At 44.3% G+C, this 20,241-nt stretch carries 18 protein-coding genes and 2 riboswitches; of the genes, 15 read left to right on the top strand and 3 right to left on the bottom strand.

Annotation, left to right across the window (positions count from 1 at the left end):
• Positions 1-35 precede the first annotated feature (35 nt).
• From cotA to MKX71_RS03455, 3 genes are all read right to left on the bottom strand, one after another.
• Positions 36-1,577 carry an outer spore coat copper-dependent laccase CotA gene (gene cotA / locus MKX71_RS03445; protein WP_014479048.1) on the bottom strand — a complete coding sequence of 514 codons (1,542 nt, stop codon included), beginning with the start codon at positions 1,575-1,577 and terminating at the stop codon, positions 36-38.
• A gap of 151 nt (positions 1,578-1,728) precedes the next feature.
• Positions 1,729-3,138, bottom strand: a complete 1,410-nt coding sequence (gabP, locus tag MKX71_RS03450) for a GABA permease (protein ID WP_003233998.1) — start codon at positions 3,136-3,138, stop codon at positions 1,729-1,731.
• A gap of 37 nt (positions 3,139-3,175) precedes the next feature.
• Complete coding sequence (locus MKX71_RS03455) at positions 3,176-3,463, bottom strand: hypothetical protein (RefSeq protein WP_163182153.1); 288 nt, start codon at positions 3,461-3,463, stop codon at positions 3,176-3,178.
• Positions 3,464-3,536: 73 nt separating this feature from the next.
• On the opposite strand from MKX71_RS03455, the gene mneS reads away from it, so the two are divergent.
• The 15 genes from mneS (at position 3,537) to purB (ending at position 20,196) form a co-directional block, all read left to right on the top strand.
• Positions 3,537-4,409, top strand: coding sequence for a manganese transporter MneS (gene mneS, locus MKX71_RS03460; RefSeq protein ID WP_015382984.1), 873 nt, complete (start codon positions 3,537-3,539; stop codon positions 4,407-4,409).
• A gap of 349 nt (positions 4,410-4,758) precedes the next feature.
• A complete protein-coding gene (locus tag MKX71_RS03465; protein WP_003233978.1) occupies positions 4,759-5,721 on the top strand; it encodes a MoxR family ATPase in 963 nt (320 codons plus the stop codon).
• Positions 5,721-6,917: a DUF58 domain-containing protein gene (locus MKX71_RS03470; RefSeq protein WP_339231735.1), complete on the top strand. Its 1,197-nt coding sequence runs from the start codon at positions 5,721-5,723 to the stop codon at positions 6,915-6,917. Before MKX71_RS03465 ends, MKX71_RS03470 begins: the two co-directional genes overlap by 1 nt.
• Before the next feature lie 21 nt (positions 6,918-6,938).
• Positions 6,939-9,152, top strand: coding sequence for a DUF4129 domain-containing transglutaminase family protein (locus MKX71_RS03475; protein WP_339231736.1), 2,214 nt, complete (start codon positions 6,939-6,941; stop codon positions 9,150-9,152).
• Positions 9,153-9,314: 162 nt separating this feature from the next.
• Entirely contained in the window at positions 9,315-10,856 is a 1,542-nt protein-coding gene (gene guaA / locus MKX71_RS03480) for a glutamine-hydrolyzing GMP synthase (RefSeq protein WP_003233970.1), read from the top strand.
• Positions 10,857-10,966: 110 nt separating this feature from the next.
• A complete protein-coding gene (locus MKX71_RS03485) occupies positions 10,967-11,500 on the top strand; it encodes a sigma-70 family RNA polymerase sigma factor (protein ID WP_167407938.1) in 534 nt (177 codons plus the stop codon).
• Positions 11,482-12,942 (top strand): DUF4179 domain-containing protein, encoded by a 1,461-nt coding sequence (locus MKX71_RS03490; RefSeq protein WP_339231738.1) that lies wholly within the window; start codon positions 11,482-11,484, stop codon positions 12,940-12,942. The genes MKX71_RS03485 and MKX71_RS03490 overlap by 19 nt, the downstream gene beginning before the upstream one ends.
• A gap of 152 nt (positions 12,943-13,094) precedes the next feature.
• Positions 13,095-13,196: riboswitch (purine riboswitch) on the top strand.
• Positions 13,197-13,331: 135 nt separating this feature from the next.
• On the top strand, positions 13,332-14,654 hold the full coding sequence (gene pbuG, locus MKX71_RS03495) for a hypoxanthine/guanine permease PbuG (protein ID WP_041851234.1): 1,323 nt from the start codon (positions 13,332-13,334) through the stop codon (positions 14,652-14,654).
• A 209-nt stretch (positions 14,655-14,863) separates the two neighbouring features.
• Positions 14,864-15,667, top strand: coding sequence for a hypothetical protein (locus MKX71_RS03500; RefSeq protein WP_339231739.1), 804 nt, complete (start codon positions 14,864-14,866; stop codon positions 15,665-15,667).
• A 158-nt stretch (positions 15,668-15,825) separates the two neighbouring features.
• Positions 15,826-15,993, top strand: a complete 168-nt coding sequence (locus MKX71_RS03505) for a Fur-regulated basic protein FbpA (protein WP_003244066.1) — start codon at positions 15,826-15,828, stop codon at positions 15,991-15,993.
• 213 nt (positions 15,994-16,206) lie between these two features.
• Positions 16,207-16,761: a DUF5698 domain-containing protein gene (locus MKX71_RS03510; protein WP_015482896.1), complete on the top strand. Its 555-nt coding sequence runs from the start codon at positions 16,207-16,209 to the stop codon at positions 16,759-16,761.
• Positions 16,761-16,958: an NETI motif-containing protein gene (locus MKX71_RS03515; RefSeq protein ID WP_003219403.1), complete on the top strand. Its 198-nt coding sequence runs from the start codon at positions 16,761-16,763 to the stop codon at positions 16,956-16,958. The genes MKX71_RS03510 and MKX71_RS03515 overlap by 1 nt, the downstream gene beginning before the upstream one ends.
• A 79-nt stretch (positions 16,959-17,037) precedes the next feature.
• A riboswitch (purine riboswitch) is annotated at positions 17,038-17,139 on the top strand.
• A gap of 141 nt (positions 17,140-17,280) precedes the next feature.
• Positions 17,281-17,769: a 5-(carboxyamino)imidazole ribonucleotide mutase gene (purE, locus tag MKX71_RS03520; RefSeq protein ID WP_003244134.1), complete on the top strand. Its 489-nt coding sequence runs from the start codon at positions 17,281-17,283 to the stop codon at positions 17,767-17,769.
• Positions 17,762-18,904, top strand: coding sequence for a 5-(carboxyamino)imidazole ribonucleotide synthase (gene purK, locus MKX71_RS03525; protein ID WP_339231741.1), 1,143 nt, complete (start codon positions 17,762-17,764; stop codon positions 18,902-18,904). The genes purE and purK overlap by 8 nt, the downstream gene beginning before the upstream one ends.
• Positions 18,901-20,196, top strand: a complete 1,296-nt coding sequence (gene purB / locus MKX71_RS03530) for an adenylosuccinate lyase (protein WP_014476028.1) — start codon at positions 18,901-18,903, stop codon at positions 20,194-20,196. The genes purK and purB overlap by 4 nt, the downstream gene beginning before the upstream one ends.
• Positions 20,197-20,241: the final 45 nt, after the last annotated feature.

Consider the following 20,241-nt stretch of genomic DNA (forward strand, 5'->3'; position numbering starts at 1 on the left):
GAAAAAACTTGCCTGCTAGAGGCAAGTTTGTCTGGTTATTTATGGGGATCTGTTATATCCATCGGTCTCATCATGTCATAGTCTTCATGCTCTAGAATATGGCAATGCCATACGTATCGTCCGCTGTACGGACCGAATGTCGCCGCGATTCTCAGGACTTCACCTGCATGCGCTTGAATGGTGTCTTTCCAGCCCTTTTCACTTGGCGGCGGCGGGACAGCCGGACCGGTATAGGACAATTCCCCGCTTTCTTGATAACGGGCGATATCAAACGGCCGCCGGTCTAATACACGGAAGGAGACTAGATGCAGGTGAATCGGATGTGTTCCGCGTGTCGGGTTGATAATGGACCATATTTCAGTTGTGCCCACTTTTGGTGCTTCTGTGACGGGATCGTGCCAGCGTTTGTTATTAAGCAGAAGGACGGGTCTGCCGTATTCGTCCTGGGTGCCTGCCAGTTTTAACGTTCTGATGTTTTGTATTCTTTCATGCTGTACCGAAGGGTATGAGGCGAGGTACTTCGGCTTTCTGCTTTCGTCTTTTTGTGCCAATGGTTTTGTGACTCTGAATTGCATGATATTCGCATCTGTTTCAGGATTGACGTCACCGCCGCAGCCCGCGCTGTTTGCCAAAATGATTGATTCTCCTTCATATGCTGTGAAGTCAATGATGATATCATAACGTTCAGCAGGCGCAAGGCTGAAAGAATTCAGTTTAACAGATCGCGGCAGGAGCCCTCCATCTGAACCAATCTGAATAAACTCTCCGCCATTATCGAGTGACAGGTTATAGGTTCTTGTATTGGAGGCGTTGATGACACGGAATCGGTATTTCCTTGGCTCGACTTCCAAGTATGGCCATACCTTCCCGTTAACGAGTATGGTTTCTCCGCAAAAAGCCGGAACGATTGAAGGATTAGGCAGTGACGGAGAAGGGTTTTCCGGTGCGCTCGGATAAAACAAAGAACCGTCCTCATTGATCGTGCGGTCTGTGATAAGAAGCGGCACATCGTATTCGTCTGAAGGCAGTTTTAAGCGTTTTTCCTTTGGATCATGAATGATATATGCACCGACAAGTCCGGCATAGACATTTAGCCTGGTGAGCGCCATGGCGTGATCGTGATACCACAATATAGCCCCGCGCTGCTGGTTTGGATAATGATAAACCTCTCTTTTGAAATAAGGTCCTGTTTGTTCAAAGTCTTTGGAAAACCAAGCCTCCGGATACCCGTCACTATCATCTGGCGTGACGCCGCCGTGTAAATGAACAACAGTCTTTACCTCGGGCTCTTCATGCTGGCTGTCACTGTGATGAATGGTGTGATCAATCGGAAGGAAATGCGTGGAAGGAAGATTATTCATCCATTTTACATATACGTTTTCATTTCTTTTAACCTCAATGGTCGGCCCCGGAAATAAGCCGTTGTAGCCCCACAGGCGGGTTGGAGGGAGATCGCGATGGAGCTGATGGGTGCATTCCTCCATGGTGACTTCGTAGTATGTTTTTTCTTTTGATTGCTGTACTGGCTTTAGTGTATCTGGGATTGGGAGAGCATCCACAAATTTTTCAAGTGTCATTTTCATCTGTCCTTATCTAAATTTTCCAAATTGGTACTATAGTTAATGACAATAAGGACGTGATGGTTACAAAAAATCTTCGTGCTGCAGCCCGCCCGAAGAAGAAAATAACAAAATCCTAAACGGCAGGCCGTTTAGGATTTGATCAGCATTAAGGCAGGATATCGGGCTGCTGCTGTGTAACTGGGTTGGCAGCCGCTTTCTCGCTCACCTTGCGTTTTCTGAACACAAGGTAAGAAATCAGAACGATTCCCGTGATGACGCCTGTCAGCAGCAGCTCGTCTCTCATGGAATCAATAAACGCCATGGACACTAAAATTCCGCAAATGGCGATGATGGTCAAGTAGGTTAGGAAAGGGAAGAGCCACATTTTGATCTTCAATGCTTCCGGGTTTGTTTTTTCGAGTTTTTTTCGCATTTTCAGCTGGGAAACAGCGATGACAAGATAGACGAGTAAAGCGATTGCGCCTGATGAGTTGACTAAGAATAAAAAGACGGTATCCGGTGAAAAATAGTTCATTACGACCGCGATATAAGAGAAAAATGTCCCGGCCACAATGGCTTGTACGGGAACGCCTTTTTTGCTCAATTTCATAAAACGGCGCGGCGCTTCGTTTCTTTCTGCTAGTGAATACAGCATTCTGGATGTGGTATACAAACCTGAATTCAGGCAAGAGAGTACGGCTGTGAGGACGATAAAGTTCATAATCTGTGCGGCTGCCGGCACTCCTATATGCTCAAGTACAGCGACGAAAGGGCTTTCTAAAATATTTGCTGAATTCCATGGCAACAGCGCCACGACAATGGCGATTGAGCCCACGTAAAAGACGATGATGCGCCATACAACGGATCTGGTGGCTTTTGTCACAGATTCGATCGGGTTGGATGTTTCCCCTGCTGCAATGGCAACGATTTCAGTTCCCATAAAAGAGAAGATGACAACGACAATGCCGAGCAATACGGAGCTGATGCCTTCCGGGAAAAATCCGCCTTTGCCTGTAAGATTCGAAAAACCGACTGGCTCACTGCCCGGTGCAAAGCCAAAAATAAAGGCAAAACCAACGATTAGAAAAGCAATGATAGTCACAACTTTAATGAGGGAGAACCAATATTCAAACTCACCGAAAGACTTAACGGAGTAGACGTTTGTCAGGGTGAGCACAATGGTCAAGATCAAACTTGTCAGCCACAGCGGAATATCATGGAACCAGTATTGAATAATGCCAGCACCGGCAATGGCTTCGATCGCGATGACGATCACCCAGAAAAACCAGTACAGCCAGCCGATTGTAAATCCTGCCCACGGTCCGATGGCGTCGTGAGCGTATTGAGAAAACGATCCGCTCGTCGGGTTTACGGCAGACATCTCACCGAGCATTCTCATAATAAAAATCACCAATAATCCGGCTAACGCGTAAGAAACAACGGCACCCGGACCGGTCGAGTGAATCACTGAACCGCTGCCTACAAATAGGCCGGCTCCGATTACACCGGCAATCGAAATCATTGTCATATGGCGGGTCTTTAATTCCTTTTTTAATCCTGATTGAGACTGGTTCATAAGTTACCTCCTTTTAAAATGCAATCATTACTGAATATTATGATAATTGAAACTCTATCATAAATATACAGTTTGTCGAAAATTCGTGTAAGAAAATATACCAGCTTATTTCAAATTTGTAGTGTTTTGTTTGCGCTTTCAGCGAATGTGTGGAAAAAATGTTTCGTTTTTTATTCGCTGTGTGATTTTGTGTACTATTTACAATTCGATAGAATGCGAGAAGCGCTGGTGTCATTGGATCTGATGGGCTTTTTGGCGGAGCAAATAAATTGGATGAGAGAAAAAGTGTTCCTTCGTCACTATTTTTCTGTGGCGGGTGAATCATGTTTCTGTAGACCCACTGCGGATCAGCTTTGTAAGATAATAATAGGAAAATGTGAGCGGGGAGGAGGTTTTGTATGGAGAGATATGATGAACTGAAAAAGGGAGAATCCGGAGCGCTGGTCAGCATTGCCGCGTATCTAGTTCTTTCCGCAATTAAGCTGATCATCGGTTATCTTTTTCACTCGGAAGCACTTACGGCAGACGGGTTAAATAATACAACTGACATTATTGCTTCTGTTGCTGTGCTGATTGGCCTGCGCATCTCTCAAAAGCCTCCTGACGAAGATCATCCATACGGCCACTTTCGAGCGGAAACGATTGCATCGCTTATCGCATCGTTTATTATGATGGTTGTCGGCCTGCAAGTGCTGTTCAGCGCCGGAGAATCTATTTTTTCTGCTAAACAAGAGACGCCGGATATGATTGCGGCTTGGACGGCAGCGGGCGGGGCAGTCCTGATGCTGATCGTTTATCGGTACAATAAAAGGCTGGCCAAAAAGGTGAAGAGCCAGGCGCTCCTTGCTGCGGCTGCTGATAATAAATCAGACGCATTCGTCAGTATCGGCACATTTATCGGCATTGTGGCTGCTCAATTCCATCTTGCTTGGATTGATACGGTCACTGCGTTTGTGATCGGTCTGCTTATTTGCAAGACCGCATGGGATATTTTTAAAGAGTCATCTCACTCTTTGACAGATGGATTCGACATAAAGGACATTTCCGCTTATAAACAGACAATCGAAAAAATCTCCGGTGTGAGCCGTTTAAAAGACATAAAAGCAAGATACTTGGGCAGTACGGTTCATGTTGATGTGGTGGTTGAGGTATCGGCAGATTTAAATATTACGGAAAGCCACGATATAGCCAATGAAATTGAGCGGAGAATGAAGGAGGAGCATGCGATTGATTATTCGCATGTTCATATGGAGCCTTTAGAACACAAATAATGGAGCTTCCTGTCACAGGAAGCTTCAGCGTGTCGACAAACCCTCGCATTCGTTGTCAGGTCTGCGCTTCGGTGCTCACGAATTAGAACATTCGCTCCGCTCCTATGCTCGTCCTTCCTAGACTTCAAGGGTTTTCGATCACGCTGAAAAGATGACAAAACCCTAAAATGAAAGCCATTTTAGGATTTTGTCAACAATCTGGAGCTTCCTGTCACAGGAAGCTTTTTTGCGTGATTTGCCCTGCTTTATTGGAAACAATTTGCTTGAATCGTTTTTTTATACAGATTGCTTTTTGTGGTAAAGTTAGGTTACATTATGATGAATTTTGTAGATGACTAGGAGGAAAAGAATGGCATATCAAGAAGACCTGCATCCTTTGCTGGGGAAAGCAGTTGAACATATTAATAGAGTAATGGTTGGAAAACGAGACATCGCCATACTCAGCTTAGCAGCCCTTCTTGCCAAAGGGCATGTGCTGCTTGAGGATGTACCCGGAGTCGGAAAAACGATGATGGTCCGCGCGCTGGCAAAGTCAATCGGCGCCGATTTCAAAAGAATCCAATTCACTCCGGATTTGCTGCCATCTGATGTAACAGGGGTATCTATCTATAATGCGAAAACGATGGAATTTGAATATCGTCCCGGCCCAATTATGGGAAATATCGTGCTGGCAGATGAAATCAACCGTACCTCTCCGAAGACACAGTCGGCTTTGCTCGAAGCGATGGAAGAGGGAAGCGTCACGGTAGATGGCCATACGATGCAGCTTGCCGATCCGTTTTTTGTGATGGCAACGCAAAACCCGGTCGAATATGAAGGAACCTATCCTTTGCCGGAAGCTCAGCTTGACCGTTTTTTATTCAAACTTCGGATGGGTTATCCGTCCTTTAATGAAGAGCTTGACGTCTTATCTCTTCAGGAAAAAAGCCATCCGATTGAGACGCTTGAGCCGGTTATTGCAAAAGAAGACTTCATCTGTTTACAGAGGGAAGTGCAAAATGTCCGTGCTGATGACAGCATTAAGGAATATATCGTTGAAATTGTGCAGAAAACGAGACAGCATCCTTCTGTTCAATTAGGCGTCAGTCCGCGCGGCTCAATCGCCCTCATGAAAGCGGCACAGGCATACGCGCTGCTACATCATCGCGACTATGTCATACCGGATGATATTCAATATTTAGCTCCTTTCACGCTGCCGCACCGGATGATGCTTCATCCTGAGGCAAAATTTGAAGGGATTCAGGCAGAAGCGATCGTAAGGGAGATCATGTCAGCTGTGAAGGTGCCGGTTCAAAGGTCGTCGGTCCGCTGATGAATAAGAAATGGCAATGGCTCGTATATGGTTGGAAGCTGATTATATTAACTTTATTGACGGCTGCTGTTTTTTCTTATGCGATGTTTCAGGGCGGCTTTGTCAGCTGGTTTTTGTTTTACGCGTTTCTCCCTTTTGTCTTGTATGCCGGGCTGCTGGCCTTGTATCCGCTCCGTTCTTTTCAGGCTTCAAGGCAAATGGATAAAACACAATTGCATGCGGGGGACAGGCTGGGCGTAACGGTTACGCTGAGAAGAAAGCTGCCGTTTCCCCTGATGTATATGGTAATTGAAGATTGCCTGCCAGAAGGAATTGAGTCCTTCAACCGAGACGAAACCGCGGCCAAACGGCTCGTTTTTCCTTGGTTTAAACGGAGCATGACGATGTCCTATGAATTAGCTCGGGTACCGCGCGGAGAGCATCACTTTCATTCTGTCAGGGTGCGAACCGGGGATGTTCTTGGCTTGATTGAAAAAACAGCATTTTTTGAGCTGGATGATACCCTGTTTGTTTATCCATTCTTTCAGCGTTTTTCCTATCAGGTGAATGAGAGGCATCAGGAAGACGGTGTAAGCGGTTCTTCTCCTATTCATCAGCACCATTCCTCAGTCGCAGCAAGTGTGCGGAATTATCAGCCGGGAGACCGGTTTGCTGCGTTAGATTGGAAGACCTCTGCACGGCGGAGCCAGCTGATGACGAAGGAATTTGAGCCTTCTCGCAGCAAAAATCTGTTTCTGCTGATGGACCGTTTTTCCTCAGACGCATTCGAAGAGGTCGTTTCAGTGACAGCTTCGATTCTTCATTCTGTTTTAAAAAACGGCGCGGGTGCTGGTCTGGCTTCCATCGGGAAGGAAAAAAACATTTTCCCTATTCAGGAAGGGGATCAGCATTTCAAGCACATGCTTCGGCATTTAGCCATCGCTCATTGTGATGCGGCAGACCCGATAAGCCGATATGCACGGGAAGAGCTGGGAAAGCCATCTGTTCGCCAAGCTGATCAAGTTGTTGTCACGGGACAGTTAACGGAAGATATGCTGCACCTCGCAGAAATAGGAGGCGGCCGGATTACGGTGATACTGGCAAAAGAGAAAGATGCTGAGCTCTCTCAAGCTGAAAATGTCATGATTGAACGCATGATGAAACGCCAAATCAGAGTTCGGGTCATGAGGGGCGGGCGAGTTTCGCGTGTTGTTTAGAAAGAGAGGTGACTGGTTCACATGCCGCACGATGATCACAAGGGAAGCCGTTTGAGCTTGCTGTTATTTTATTTTCTGGCTTTTTTATTGCTGTGGGAGTGGCTCAGGCCGCTTGACAGTTTTACTGAAACGAAACATACAGGCTTTTTTAGTGTCTTTATCGGTTTGACGTTTCTGCTGACTTTTTTCAGGATGAGGTGGTTTGTCACCGTTCCTTTTTGTGTCATATTTACATTGATCTCGATACACATCCTGTTTTATCAAGGATCTATATTCGACTTGAGCTGGGTCAGCTCTTTTTTGCAGGATGTCTATCTGAATATCACGCTGATTCAATCTGGGCAATGGAATGACATGATTCCTTCATTTCGGACCCTGCTGTTTTTTGTGCTGCTGTGGCTGCTGGTCTATCTCCTGCATTATTGGGTGATTTACCAGAGAAGAATTTTGTTTTTCTTTATGATGACAGTAGCGTATATTACGATTCTTGATACCTTTACGCCATATGATGCCACTTTTGCCGTCATCCGTATCGTGCTGATCGGCTTCTTTATGCTGGGCCTTTTATACTTGGAGCGCATTAAGCTGATGGAAAGAATCACACTGCCAAAAACATCTGTCCTGAAATGGTTTCTTCCTTTATCTGTATTGGTTTTGGCTGCAACGGGATACGGACTCGCCGCTCCAAAATCAGATCCAGCCTGGCCTGATCCGGTGCCTTTTCTTAAAAAAATCACTCATCAAGACCGCGTGTCTGCAGGGGAAAGCAAAATCGGATACGGGAATCATGATGAATCACTCGGCGGCCCGTTCCAGCAGGATGCTACACCTGTTTTTACATGGCAGGGAAAAGAGCGTACGTATTTCCGTGTGGAAACGAAGGATACGTATACCGGGAAAGGCTGGATTGAAACAGACACAGGCATGTCGTATCAGCTTAGCAATGGAAAAGTTGAAAATCTGTGGTTTGACCATAAGGTTGCGACAGAGCGCCGCACCGTCCGTGTAAAAGTCGATAAGCACTACGGGTATAACCATCTGATGTATCCGATTGGTGCGGAAATCATTCAGCCAAAGCAGGCTGTCTCACTTGAAATGAACGGCAACACGGAGCAAATTTCTCCGATCAGTGAACAAGCCGGTGAAATCAGAAATATGGGGAATTATACTGTAACGTACAATTCCCCGGTCTATAAGCTGGATGAACTGAGAAAGGTAAAAGTGAGAAAAAACAGTGAGGAGTACACATTCAGCGATCGCTACATGCAGCTTCCAGATTCACTGCCAGAGCGGGTGAGAACCCTTGCGATCAAACTGACTCAGGATCACGACAATATGTTTGATAAGGTGAAAGCGGTTGAGGACTATTTAGGGTCAAATGCGTTCACATATGAAACAGAAAACGTGACCATTCCTAAGAATGATGAAGATTATGTCGATCAATTTCTCTTTGAAACGAAAATGGGTTATTGTGATAACTTTTCTTCCGCCATGGTGGTGCTCTTGCGCTCGGCCGGGATTCCGGCCCGCTGGGTAAAGGGTTATACGTCCGGCGAATACAAAGAAGCAGGAAACAAAAATGGCAACATCTACGAAGTGACAAATAACAATGCCCATTCCTGGGTAGAGGTGTATTTCCCGGAACAGGGCTGGGTTACATTTGAGCCGACTAAAGGGTTTACAAATCCGGCTGAATTTACTTCTTCTGACACAAAGGACTCCGGCAGCGATAAAAGCAGCTCGCCGAAGAAAGCAAAAGAGAAACAGAAAGAAGAGAAAAAACAGCCGCAAAAAGAGGAAAAACAAAAGGAAAAGCGGGAGCCAGCTGTTTCTAAAAAGCCGTCCGCTTCACATACCAATTCCGGTGCGGGCTTGTATGCAGCGCTTGCGATTCTTGCAGTCCTCCTGGTGGCAGCTGTATTGCTGTATGTTTTCCGCTCGTTATGGATTCCTGTTTTCGCCGTGAGGAAATTGAAGCGGCGCAACGATCAGCACGCGTTTTTTGAGGCATATGACGCGCTGCTGAAACAACTGAAGAGAAAAGGACTGCCGAAACGAGGCAGTGAAACGCTGCGTGATTATGCAAAACGAATCGATGAAAAATACGACATAGAAGACATGTCAAAGCTGACATTAAGCTATGAAAGGGCGCTTTACAGAAATGAAGATTCTTCAGCGCTTTGGAATGATTCCAGAGAGTTATGGGAAAATTTAATTAAAAGAAGATGGTCTTGACCGCTTATCAACGTGTTGTTAGAATTAGTGAATATTATCGGAGTCTGGGAGCGAGTTGGCCTGACTCCGGCAAACGGCCTTGCCAAAGAGGGCGGAGCGAGCTTCATATCTGTCCTCGTTTTTTTCTGTGTCAAAAAACTTAGAGGAGATTAGGTGACAACCATGACAAAGTTAGTGAATGAAATGATTCTTGTCCTTGATTTCGGCAGTCAGTATAACCAGCTGATTACACGCCGTATCCGTGAATTCGGTGTTTACAGCGAGCTGCATCCACATACATTGACGGCTGAAGAAATTAAAAAAATGAATCCAAAAGGAATTATTTTATCCGGCGGTCCAAACAGTGTGTATGATGAAAACTCTTTCCGCTGTGACGAGAAAATCTTCGAGCTTGATATTCCTGTTTTGGGAATTTGCTACGGCATGCAGCTGATGACTCATTACCTTGGCGGTAAAGTTGAAGCGGCAAGCCAGCGTGAATACGGAAAAGCAAACATCCGCATCGAAGGCACACCTGATTTGTTCAAAGATCTTCCAAACGAACAAGTGGTTTGGATGAGCCACGGCGATTTGGTTGTAGAAGTTCCTGAAGGCTTCACTGTTGACGCGACAAGCCATCACTGCCCGAACTCAGCGATGAGCAAAGCGGACAAAAAATGGTATGGCGTTCAGTTCCACCCGGAAGTGCGCCACTCTGAATACGGCAATGATCTTCTGAAAAACTTTGTATTCGGTGTTTGCGAATGCGAAGGCGAATGGTCAATGGAGAACTTTATCGAAATCGAAATGCAAAAAATCCGTGAAACGGTCGGAGACAAACAGGTTCTTTGCGCGCTAAGCGGCGGCGTTGATTCCTCAGTTGTTGCTGTTTTGATTCATAAAGCGATCGGCGACCAGCTGACTTGTATCTTTGTAGACCATGGTCTTCTCCGTAAAGGCGAAGCTGAGGGTGTTATGAAAACATTCAGCGAAGGCTTTAACATGAATGTGATTAAAGTAGACGCAAAAGATCGATTCTTAAACAAACTAAAAGGCGTTTCTGATCCTGAGCAAAAACGCAAAATCATCGGTAATGAATTCATTTACGTGTTTGATGATGAAGCGGACAAGCTCAAAGGCATCGACTACCTTGCACAAGGTACGCTTTACACAGATATCATCGAGAGCGGTACAGCAACGGCGCAAACGATCAAATCTCACCACAATGTCGGCGGACTTCCTGAAGACATGCAGTTTGAGCTGATCGAGCCGTTAAATACGCTCTTCAAAGACGAAGTGCGCGCGCTTGGCACAGAGCTCGGCATTCCGGATGAAATCGTATGGCGTCAGCCGTTCCCAGGACCGGGACTCGGAATCCGCGTTCTTGGCGAAGTAACAGAAGAAAAACTTGAAATCGTTCGTGAATCAGATGCAATCTTGCGTGAAGAAATTGCAAATCACGGCTTAGAGCGTGATATCTGGCAATACTTCACTGTTCTTCCTGACATCCGCAGCGTTGGTGTTATGGGTGACGCAAGAACATATGATTACACAATCGGAATCCGTGCCGTTACATCAATCGACGGCATGACATCTGACTGGGCGCGTATCCCGTGGGATGTGCTTGAAGTCATTTCGACACGTATCGTAAACGAAGTGAAGCACATTAACCGCGTGGTGTACGATATTACAAGTAAGCCGCCTGCGACGATTGAGTGGGAATAAGTAAATAACAATGAGAAAAACGTCCCTTTTTCAAAAGGGGCGTTTTTTTTGTTAACTTTTTGAAACCGTTTCGACAATTTTTGTATCTAACAACATAGGAGGTGGATAAGGTGAAGGAAGAAAGATTGATTACAAAGGCGAGAAAAGGAAATGCACGGGCCTTTGAAAAGCTTATGCTGGCACATCAGGAGACTTTATATAAAACAGCTTATCTCTATTTAAGAAATAAAGAAGATGCACTTGATGCTGTACAGGAAACGGCTTATAAAGCTTTTATAGGTATAGAAAAACTAAAAGAGCCAAAGTACTTTTTAACGTGGCTCACCCGAATTCTTATTAATTCAATTTTTGCAATGAAGAAAAAGCAGGGGGAATTAGTTCCGTTTGAAAGCCATCATGACACTGGCACGGACCAAAGGAATATTGAAGAATATATAGACTTGCGCAATGCGCTGGATACACTTGATGAACATGTTCAGTTAACAATTCAGCTCTATTATTTTCAAGATTATTCGATTTCAATGATAGCTGAACAAACAGGAATGGCAGAAGGCACAATTAAAACCCATTTACATAGAGCGAGAAAAGCATTGAAACAGGAGCTGGAAAAGGAGGATCAAAACAAATGGACAAACACCAAATGAAGCAGATATTTGATAACATTGAAGTGCCAAAGAAAGTACTCAAAGAGGCAATACATCAAGCTGTCGTTCGTGCTGAAAATGAAAGTAACACAAGGCGCCGTTTTAAATGGGCACGAACTATTACAAATGGAATGGCTATTGCTGCTGTGGTATGTATATTGTATTTATCATCTGGTCTTTTTCTTCCCTCTGTAAACAAAGCGATGGGGAGCATACCCATTGTCGGACAAATTTATAAGGATTTTCAAGATAAAGTTGGTCTATCATTGTTTAAAAGCAATTTGGTCACAGCTTTAAATGAAAAAGCAGACTCCAGGGGAATCACTGTTTCTGTAAACAGCTCCTATTACGATGCCGGACAGCTTGTGTATAACTTTACTGTTGATAACCTCCAGTCTGATGAAAAAGAGCTCAGTTATAATGTGAGTAAAGCGAGTTTTAACAATAATTTTTCAATCAACTACGATTCCTTAATGCTCAAAAAATTAAATAACAAACAATATGCTGGTCAATTAAGGCTTTATACAAAGGGGACAGAAATAAAGAATGGGGATACCGTGCCTTTTGTGATGACTCATATCAATGAAATACCGGGAAATTGGAGATTCAAACTGCCTATTACCAAAAAGAATGCGGGTTATTTAGAAAGCTCAAAAATTATATCGGCTTATCATAATCGTTATCAATTTTCCAATATTCAAGTGGAAAACGGGAAACTTGGATCTGTCCTTCAATTTACAATCGATTATCAAGGCATAGCAAAGCATGATACGGTTGAAATTAACGAAGTTAAAGATGATTTAGGAAACACATATGAGATGTCAGCATCAAACATCGAACTTGGAGATCGCATAAAGGTAAACGAGAGAACGGTAAGAGCAAAAGGACAAACACAGTTAGAATCACCAATCAATCCAAAAGCGAAAAAGCTAACATTAATTGCAGATATTAGATCTGAGGCTGAGGGCAGTGAAATCGTCCCTCTAAATGCAGAGATGCCGTATCGTCTTTCGGAAACAAAGCATCAAAACATAGGGATAGAAATCAATAACATTAAACAAGAGGGGAGGGAAGTATTGGTTCATTACCGTTTCACTGGAGTTGATACTTCAAATATGTCAAAAGATGACTTAGTGAATATAGGTGAAATGATTGGCCTTGGTGATATGAAAAAAATGCAATCATGGTCTGATCCAATGGCTTATTATGAAGAAGGTTATTATTTGAAATGGAATAAAGCTGAAGTGAAGAATATGGACACAGCCGAAATGTTATCAACTTTTGAACTGGATGACGCTTATCTTGATAAGCTGTCTTTAAAGCATTTTGAGTTTAATGAATACGGTCTGTATATTGATAAAGGCGTTTTAAATGACCTGATTCAACTAAAGCCATTCTCGTTTACTGTACCAGTGCATCAGGTGAGTCAGCCTTCAAGATAAAATAATCATAAGTTGAAAAGCCGTATGAAGTCATGCATACGGTTTTTATCATTGTTGCCAATTTAGTCAATAGACGAATAAACCAATTTTTTTAATAAGTAATGTTCGTTGTTTATATTGTCAATTCAAAATGAAGTTGGTACAATAGACACAGAAATCAAATAAGATGAATTCGTATAATCGCGGGAATATGGCTCGCAAGTCTCTACCAAGCTACCGTAAATGGCTTGACTACGTAAACATTTCTTTCGTTTGATATAAATAAAACACGTTTATTTATTCAAACTGAAATCCGTCTGTAGTCAAGCGTCCCAAAATGTATTGGGGCGTTTTTTATTTGGCGTTTTCAGGACAGAATAAATAGCAAAGAGTGAAGGGAGTCAAATAGCTTGAAAACGTTTTTTCAGTTTGATGAGCTGGGCACCAGCTATCGCAATGAAATCATTGGCGGATTAACGACTTTTTTATCTATGGCATATATTTTGTTCGTCAATCCGATTACGCTTGCTTTGGAGAGCGTGAAAGATTTTCCGGAGGCGCTGAGAATTGACCAGGGTGCAGTCTTTACAGCGACAGCGCTGGCGTCTGCAGCAGGCTGTATCTTAATGGGATTAATAGCGAGATATCCGATTGCCATCGCGCCGGGTATGGGGCTGAACGCGTTTTTTGCGTTTTCTGTTGTCCTTGGTATGGGTATTTCATGGCAGGCAGCTTTGTCTGGTGTTTTTATTTCAGGTCTTATTTTCGTTGCTCTTTCTTTAACAGGTTTTCGTGAAAAAATCATCAACGCCATTCCGCCTGAGCTGAAATTGGCAGTCGGTGCGGGGATCGGCCTGTTTATTACATTCGTTGGTTTGCAAGGCTCAGGAATCATTACTGCAAATCCTTCTACGCTCGTCACGATCGGAAACATTCACAGCGGTCCTGTGCTGTTAACGATTTTCGGTGTGATTGTCACGGTTATTTTAATGGTGCTTCGCGTGAACGCAGGCGTGTTTATCGGGATGTTATTAACAGCGGTAGCCGGCATGATTTTCGGTTTGGTTCCGGTTCCGACTCAAATTGTCGGCAGTGTGCCAAGCCTTGCGCCGACTTTCGGACAAGCGTGGATTCACCTCCCGGATATTTTCTCTGTACAAATGCTGATCGTTATTTTAACATTCTTGTTTGTCGGATTTTTTGATACAGCTGGTACACTTGTTGCTGTGGCGACACAAGCTGGTTTAATGAAGGAAAACAAATTGCCGCGTGCGGGCCGTGCGCTTTTAGCTGATTCATCTTCTATTGTGATCGGTGCCGTGCTTGGTACGTCTACAACAACTTCTTATGTGGAATCAAGCTCAGGTGTCGCTGCGGGTGCCCGTTCAGGATTTGCCGCAATTGTAACAGGGATTCTCTTTTTACTGGCTACGTTTTTCTCTCCGCTCCTATCAGTCGTTACGTCAAATGTAACAGCGCCGGCGCTTATTATTGTTGGTGCATTGATGGTGGCGCCGCTTGGCAAAATCGCTTGGGATAAGTTCGAAGTGGCCGTTCCTGCTTTCCTTACCATGATCATGATGCCGTTAACGTACAGCATTGCGACTGGTATTGCCATCGGGTTTATTTTCTATCCGATTACAATGGTGTGCAAAGGAAAAGCCAAAGAGGTTCATCCAATCATGTACGGGCTGTTTATCGTATTTATCCTGTACTTTATCTTCTTAAAATAAGGAATGAAAAACCAGCTGCACCGGCAGCTGGTTTTTTTGTTGCAAAAGATAAAACCATTTCATACGATATACCGTCATGTAGATGTGCCGCCATGCTTTACTTAAATGGAAATGACTTGACTGTTCAGGAAGGCTTCGGTACCTTATATAAGTGTTTTATTTTCTTGCTGAATGGTATTCCGCGTATTTTTTTGATAGGAGTTGCTGACATGACGGAAGAAAGAAAAGAAACGTTTGAAGAAGAAATTAACCAGAGTGAAAGAATAGATGCAGATGAAGAACCGCTATCGAGAATGTCCAGAAAGGCGAGCCGGCAAAGCAAGCAGAAGCAAAAACAAAAGCAGAAACCGCGCCAGGAACGCGGTGAATCAACTGTTAAAGACAAGCTTGCGTCTGTTTGGGCAGCCATCAACAGATATTGCGGTTTTGCGTTCTCGATTTTAAAATCACCGGCGAAAACTATCGTAACGGATGGTTTTTCTCATTATAAGTACGGTCTGATTTCAATGCTTATATTCAGTATCATTTTTTCAATTGGGAATTGGTTTCAGTTAAAGGCAAGCTGGAATCGGCCGCTCGGTTTCGGAGAACGCCATCATGCTTTCTATGACGGGTTTTTAGTTGTTCTTGTGTATTTGCTGATCTTTTTCGCGGTAATGGTCTTTGCTATATGGGCTGTCTCCCGCTATATGATGAAGCATAAGGTGACGTTCAGAGAAGCGGCTGCCGTATTGGGTTCATTGCTTGTACCGGTAATTGCTGTTTCAATCCTTTGGCTGATCTTTGCGATCGTAAATATCCCAATGCTGACAGTACTGTTTACGGTGCTGATCTTGTTTTCCATCTTTTTTATCATCGCGCTGTATGTACAGCGTGTGTACCAGGCGACACAAGATGCACCAATTGATTATATCTATTGTGTATTTGCAGTGGTTGCGATAGCGCTGCTGTTTACGGCAGTGACTTGGCCGTTTATTTCTGAGTATTTTACGGCGTCGCTGATTCCGCTTTAATGAAAAAACCGGCTAATCCTAGCCGGTTTTTTTATGTCACACTTTTTACAAATATATCTAAAAAACATAGTTGATTTGTAGGATTAACCCGTGTATGATGGGGAAAATGCTGAAAACGTCCAGCGCAAAAACCTTTATGTTTAAGGAGGATGATGGACATGGCTGATGTACTTCGCCGAGCAATTAACCAAAAGAAGCAATTTTTAAAAACCAAATTACTGCTCTCGGAATTTTATCAAGGAAGAGGGGAACAGCTTGCTGACTACACGCTGAGTGAGCTTGAGAAAGAATACAAGTCCCTTCAGAAAATGAAAAAAGAGATCTGACAATAGATATGAAGAGGTGAGTCTGCTGAAAAGCGGGCTTTTTTGTTTTGATTTTGAAAAGGCGAGAAAGAGGGTAAACTACTACTGTTCAACACATAAAAGCGTGTCGAAATATTTTGCTTAAGCTTACGGGCGAAGCTGATTGTAAACGGCTCATTTCTCTAGTAGAATATGAATGCTTTGTGCAAGCTGAAGAGTAGGGGGATGAATAAAATGATGCAAACCATCTTATCAAATGGGATAGCCATGGTTCTCATAATTCTCATTATTAATATTGTCTATGTGTCATTTTTTACGATAAGAATGATTTTAACGCTGAAAGGACAGCGTTATTTAGCGGCCGGCATCAGTACGATTGAAATACTGGTTTATGTGACAGGGCTGAGTCTGGTGCTCGATAACTTAGACCAGATTCAAAATGTGATCGCGTACGCGCTCGGTTACGGTCTTGGCGTAATTGTCGGCATGAAAATAGAAGAAAAATTGGCGCTTGGCTATATTATGGTCAATGTGATTACAAAGGAGCTCGATCTTGATCTTCCGAAGCAGCTCCGTGAAAAAGGCTACGGCGTGACAAATTGGGTGGCAGGCGGGCTTGAAGGCGACCGCACAGCCCTTCAGATCCTGACGCCGAGAAAATATGAACTCCAGCTATATGATACGATTAAAACACTTGATTCAAAAGCCTTTATTATTGCGTACGAACCAAAAACAATCCACGGCGGCTTCTGGGTCAAAGCGGTGAAGAAGAGGAGAATTAAAGAATAATGGCAAAGCCGAAGAAGAAAAAGTTTGAAGTGACAGAGCAACAAACGATTGATGCGGTGCTTCAGCAAATGAAAGAAGAAGGATATCTGCCTGTAAGGCGAATGGAAGAGCCTATTTTTATGGAAAAAAAGGAAAATGGGTCAATTCAGATCGTTCCGTGCGGGAAAAAAATCGTATTTGAAGGGAAATTGATCTAAAACACGAACATTAGTAGAATGAATTTTTGTATCGTTCGATAATATCGTTGACATTATCCATGTCCGTTGTTAAGATAAACATGAAATCAAAACACGACCTCATATAATCTTGGGAATATGGCCCATAAGTTTCTACCCGGCAACCGTAAATTGCCGGACTATGCAGGAAAGTGATCGATAAAACTGACATGGATATATCGCAGAAGCGAACGACTGACGATACATGTACCATGCCCGGTTTGTATTGCTTCCTCATAAGTGCAATGCAGAGCGGGTATTTTTTATTTTCTGAAAACAAAAGCATTAGAAGGTGGGGAACAGAATGCAGCCGCTAGTAGGAATCATCATGGGAAGCACTTCCGATTGGGAGACAATGAAACACGCATGCGACATACTTGACGAACTCAATGTTCCGTACGAAAAAAAGGTCGTTTCCGCTCACCGGACGCCTGATTTCATGTTTGAATATGCTGAAACTGCTAGAGAAAGAGGCATCAAGGTGATTATTGCCGGTGCCGGAGGAGCGGCGCATCTGCCAGGGATGACGGCTGCGAAAACAACACTGCCAGTCATTGGAGTTCCGGTTCAGTCCAAGGCGCTGAACGGAATGGATTCACTTCTTTCCATCGTCCAAATGCCTGGAGGCGTGCCTGTTGCGACAACATCCATCGGCAAAGCGGGTGCTGTGAACGCAGGCCTGTTAGCGGCGCAAATTTTGTCAGCATTTGACGAAGACCTTGCCCGTAAGCTGGATGAGAGAAGAGAAAATACAAAACAGACAGTGTTAGAAAGCAGTGATCAGCTTGTCTAAACAAATCATCTATCCGGGAGCTGTAATCGGCATTATCGGCGGCGGCCAGCTTGGGAAAATGATGGCTGTGTCCGCCAAACAAATGGGGTATAAAGTCGCGGTCGTTGATCCGGTGAAAGATTCGCCGTGCGGGCAGGTTGCGGATGTCGAAATTACCGCTCATTATAATGACCGTGAAGCGATTCGAAAATTGGCTGAAATCAGCGATATCATCACATATGAGTTTGAAAACATCGACTATGATGCGCTGCATTGGCTGAAAGATCATGCGTATCTCCCGCAAGGAAGTGAGCTGCTGCTCATTACCCAAAACCGTGAAACAGAGAAAAAAGCAATTCAATCCGCGGGCTGTGAAGTCGCACCGTACAGCATCGTCAAAACAAAGGATGAACTGAAACAGGCGGTACAGGAGCTCGGGTTACCCGCAGTTCTGAAGACATGCCGCGGCGGGTACGACGGCAAAGGCCAATTTGTGATAAAAGAAGAGGCGCAAATGGAGCAGGCAGCCGGTCTGTTAGAACACGGAACTTGCATTCTTGAAAGCTGGGTTTCTTTTGAAATGGAACTGTCGGTGATCGTCGTCAGATCGGTAAACGGTGAAATTTCAACATTTCCGACAGCTGAAAACATTCACCACAACAATATTCTTTTCCAAAGCATCGTGCCCGCACGGGTAGAGAAAGGGATTCAGCAGAAGGCTGCTGATCTCGCAGTTAAGCTTGCAGATGAGCTTAACCTTGTCGGACCGCTTGCTGTTGAGATGTTCCTGACAGAGGACGGAGAGCTTTTGGTCAATGAACTGGCGCCAAGACCGCACAATTCTGGGCATTATACGCTGGACCTTTGCGAGACGAGCCAGTTTGAGCAGCATATCAGAGCGGTATGCGGGCTTCCGCTTGGGAAGACAGATTTGCTGAAGCCGGGCATGATGGTGAATCTTCTCGGCGATGAAGTGAAGCTTGTGGAGGAAGACCCGGAGCTTTTAAAAGAGGCAAAGCTATATATATACGGAAAACATGAAATCAAAAAAGGCCGCAAAATGGGGCATATTACATTTATGAAGCAGCCTGAAGACGAATGGATTCAGGAGATCACAAATAAATGGATGAATAGAGACGGAGGACAAGCAGAATGATCGAACGTTATTCAAGACCTGAAATGTCCGCGATTTGGACGGATGAAAACAGATTTCAAGCATGGCTGGAGGTAGAGATTCTTGCCTGTGAAGCGTGGGCGGAGCTTGGCGTCATTCCGAAAGAAGATGTAAAGGTTATGCGTGAGAACGCGTCATTTGACATCAACCGCATTTTAGAAATCGAACAGGACACGCGCCATGACGTTGTCGCTTTTACACGCGCCGTTTCCGAATCACTGGGCGAAGAAAGAAAGTGGGTGCACTACGGATTAACGTCAACTGACGTTGTTGATACAGCTCTTTCCTACTTATTAAAACAGGCAAACGATATTTTGCTCAAGGATCTTGAGAGATTTGTTGACATTATAAAAGAAAAAGCGAAAGAACATAAATACACAGTCATGATGGGGCGCACGCACGGCGTACACGCTGAGCCTACAACTTTCGGCTTAAAACTTGCGCTTTGGCATGAAGAAATGAAACGTAATCTTGAGCGCTTCAAACAAGCGAAAGCAGGCATCGAGGTTGGAAAGATTTCTGGCGCTGTCGGCACATATGCGAACATTGATCCATTTGTTGAACAATATGTCTGTGAGAAGCTCGGATTGAAAGCAGCACCAATTTCCACTCAAACCCTTCAGCGTGACCGCCATGCTGACTATATGGCAACACTTGCTTTGATCGCGACAAGCATTGAGAAATTCGCTGTGGAAATCCGCGGACTGCAAAAGAGTGAAACACGTGAAGTTGAGGAATTTTTCGCGAAAGGGCAAAAGGGTTCATCTGCAATGCCGCATAAACGAAATCCGATTGGCTCTGAAAACATGACAGGCATGGCGCGCGTGATCCGCGGCTACATGATGACAGCTTACGAAAATGTTCCATTATGGCATGAGCGCGATATTTCTCATTCTTCAGCAGAACGGATTATTCTTCCGGATGCGACAATTGCGCTGAACTACATGCTGAACCGCTTCTCCAACATCGTGAAGAACTTAACGGTCTTCCCGGAAAACATGAAGCGCAACATGGACCGCACTCTCGGCCTTATCTATTCTCAGCGTGTGCTGCTTGCTTTGATTGACACAGGCCTTACACGTGAAGAAGCCTATGATACAGTTCAGCCGAAAGCAATGGAAGCGTGGGAAAAACAAGTGCCGTTCCGCGAACTTGTGGAAGCGGAAGAGAAAATCACGTCACGTCTTTCTCCGGAAAAAATTGCTGACTGCTTTGATTACAATTACCATCTGAAAAATGTTGATCTGATCTTTGAACGTTTAGGTTTAGCATAGAAGAAGCTTTTAGCGGCTTCTTCTAAGCCGCCGCAGTTTGAAAAT

Origin of the sequence: Bacillus sp. FSL M8-0071, from assembly GCF_037975455.1 — a bacterium.
Classification (GTDB): Bacteria; Bacillota; Bacilli; order Bacillales; family Bacillaceae; genus Bacillus; species Bacillus subtilis.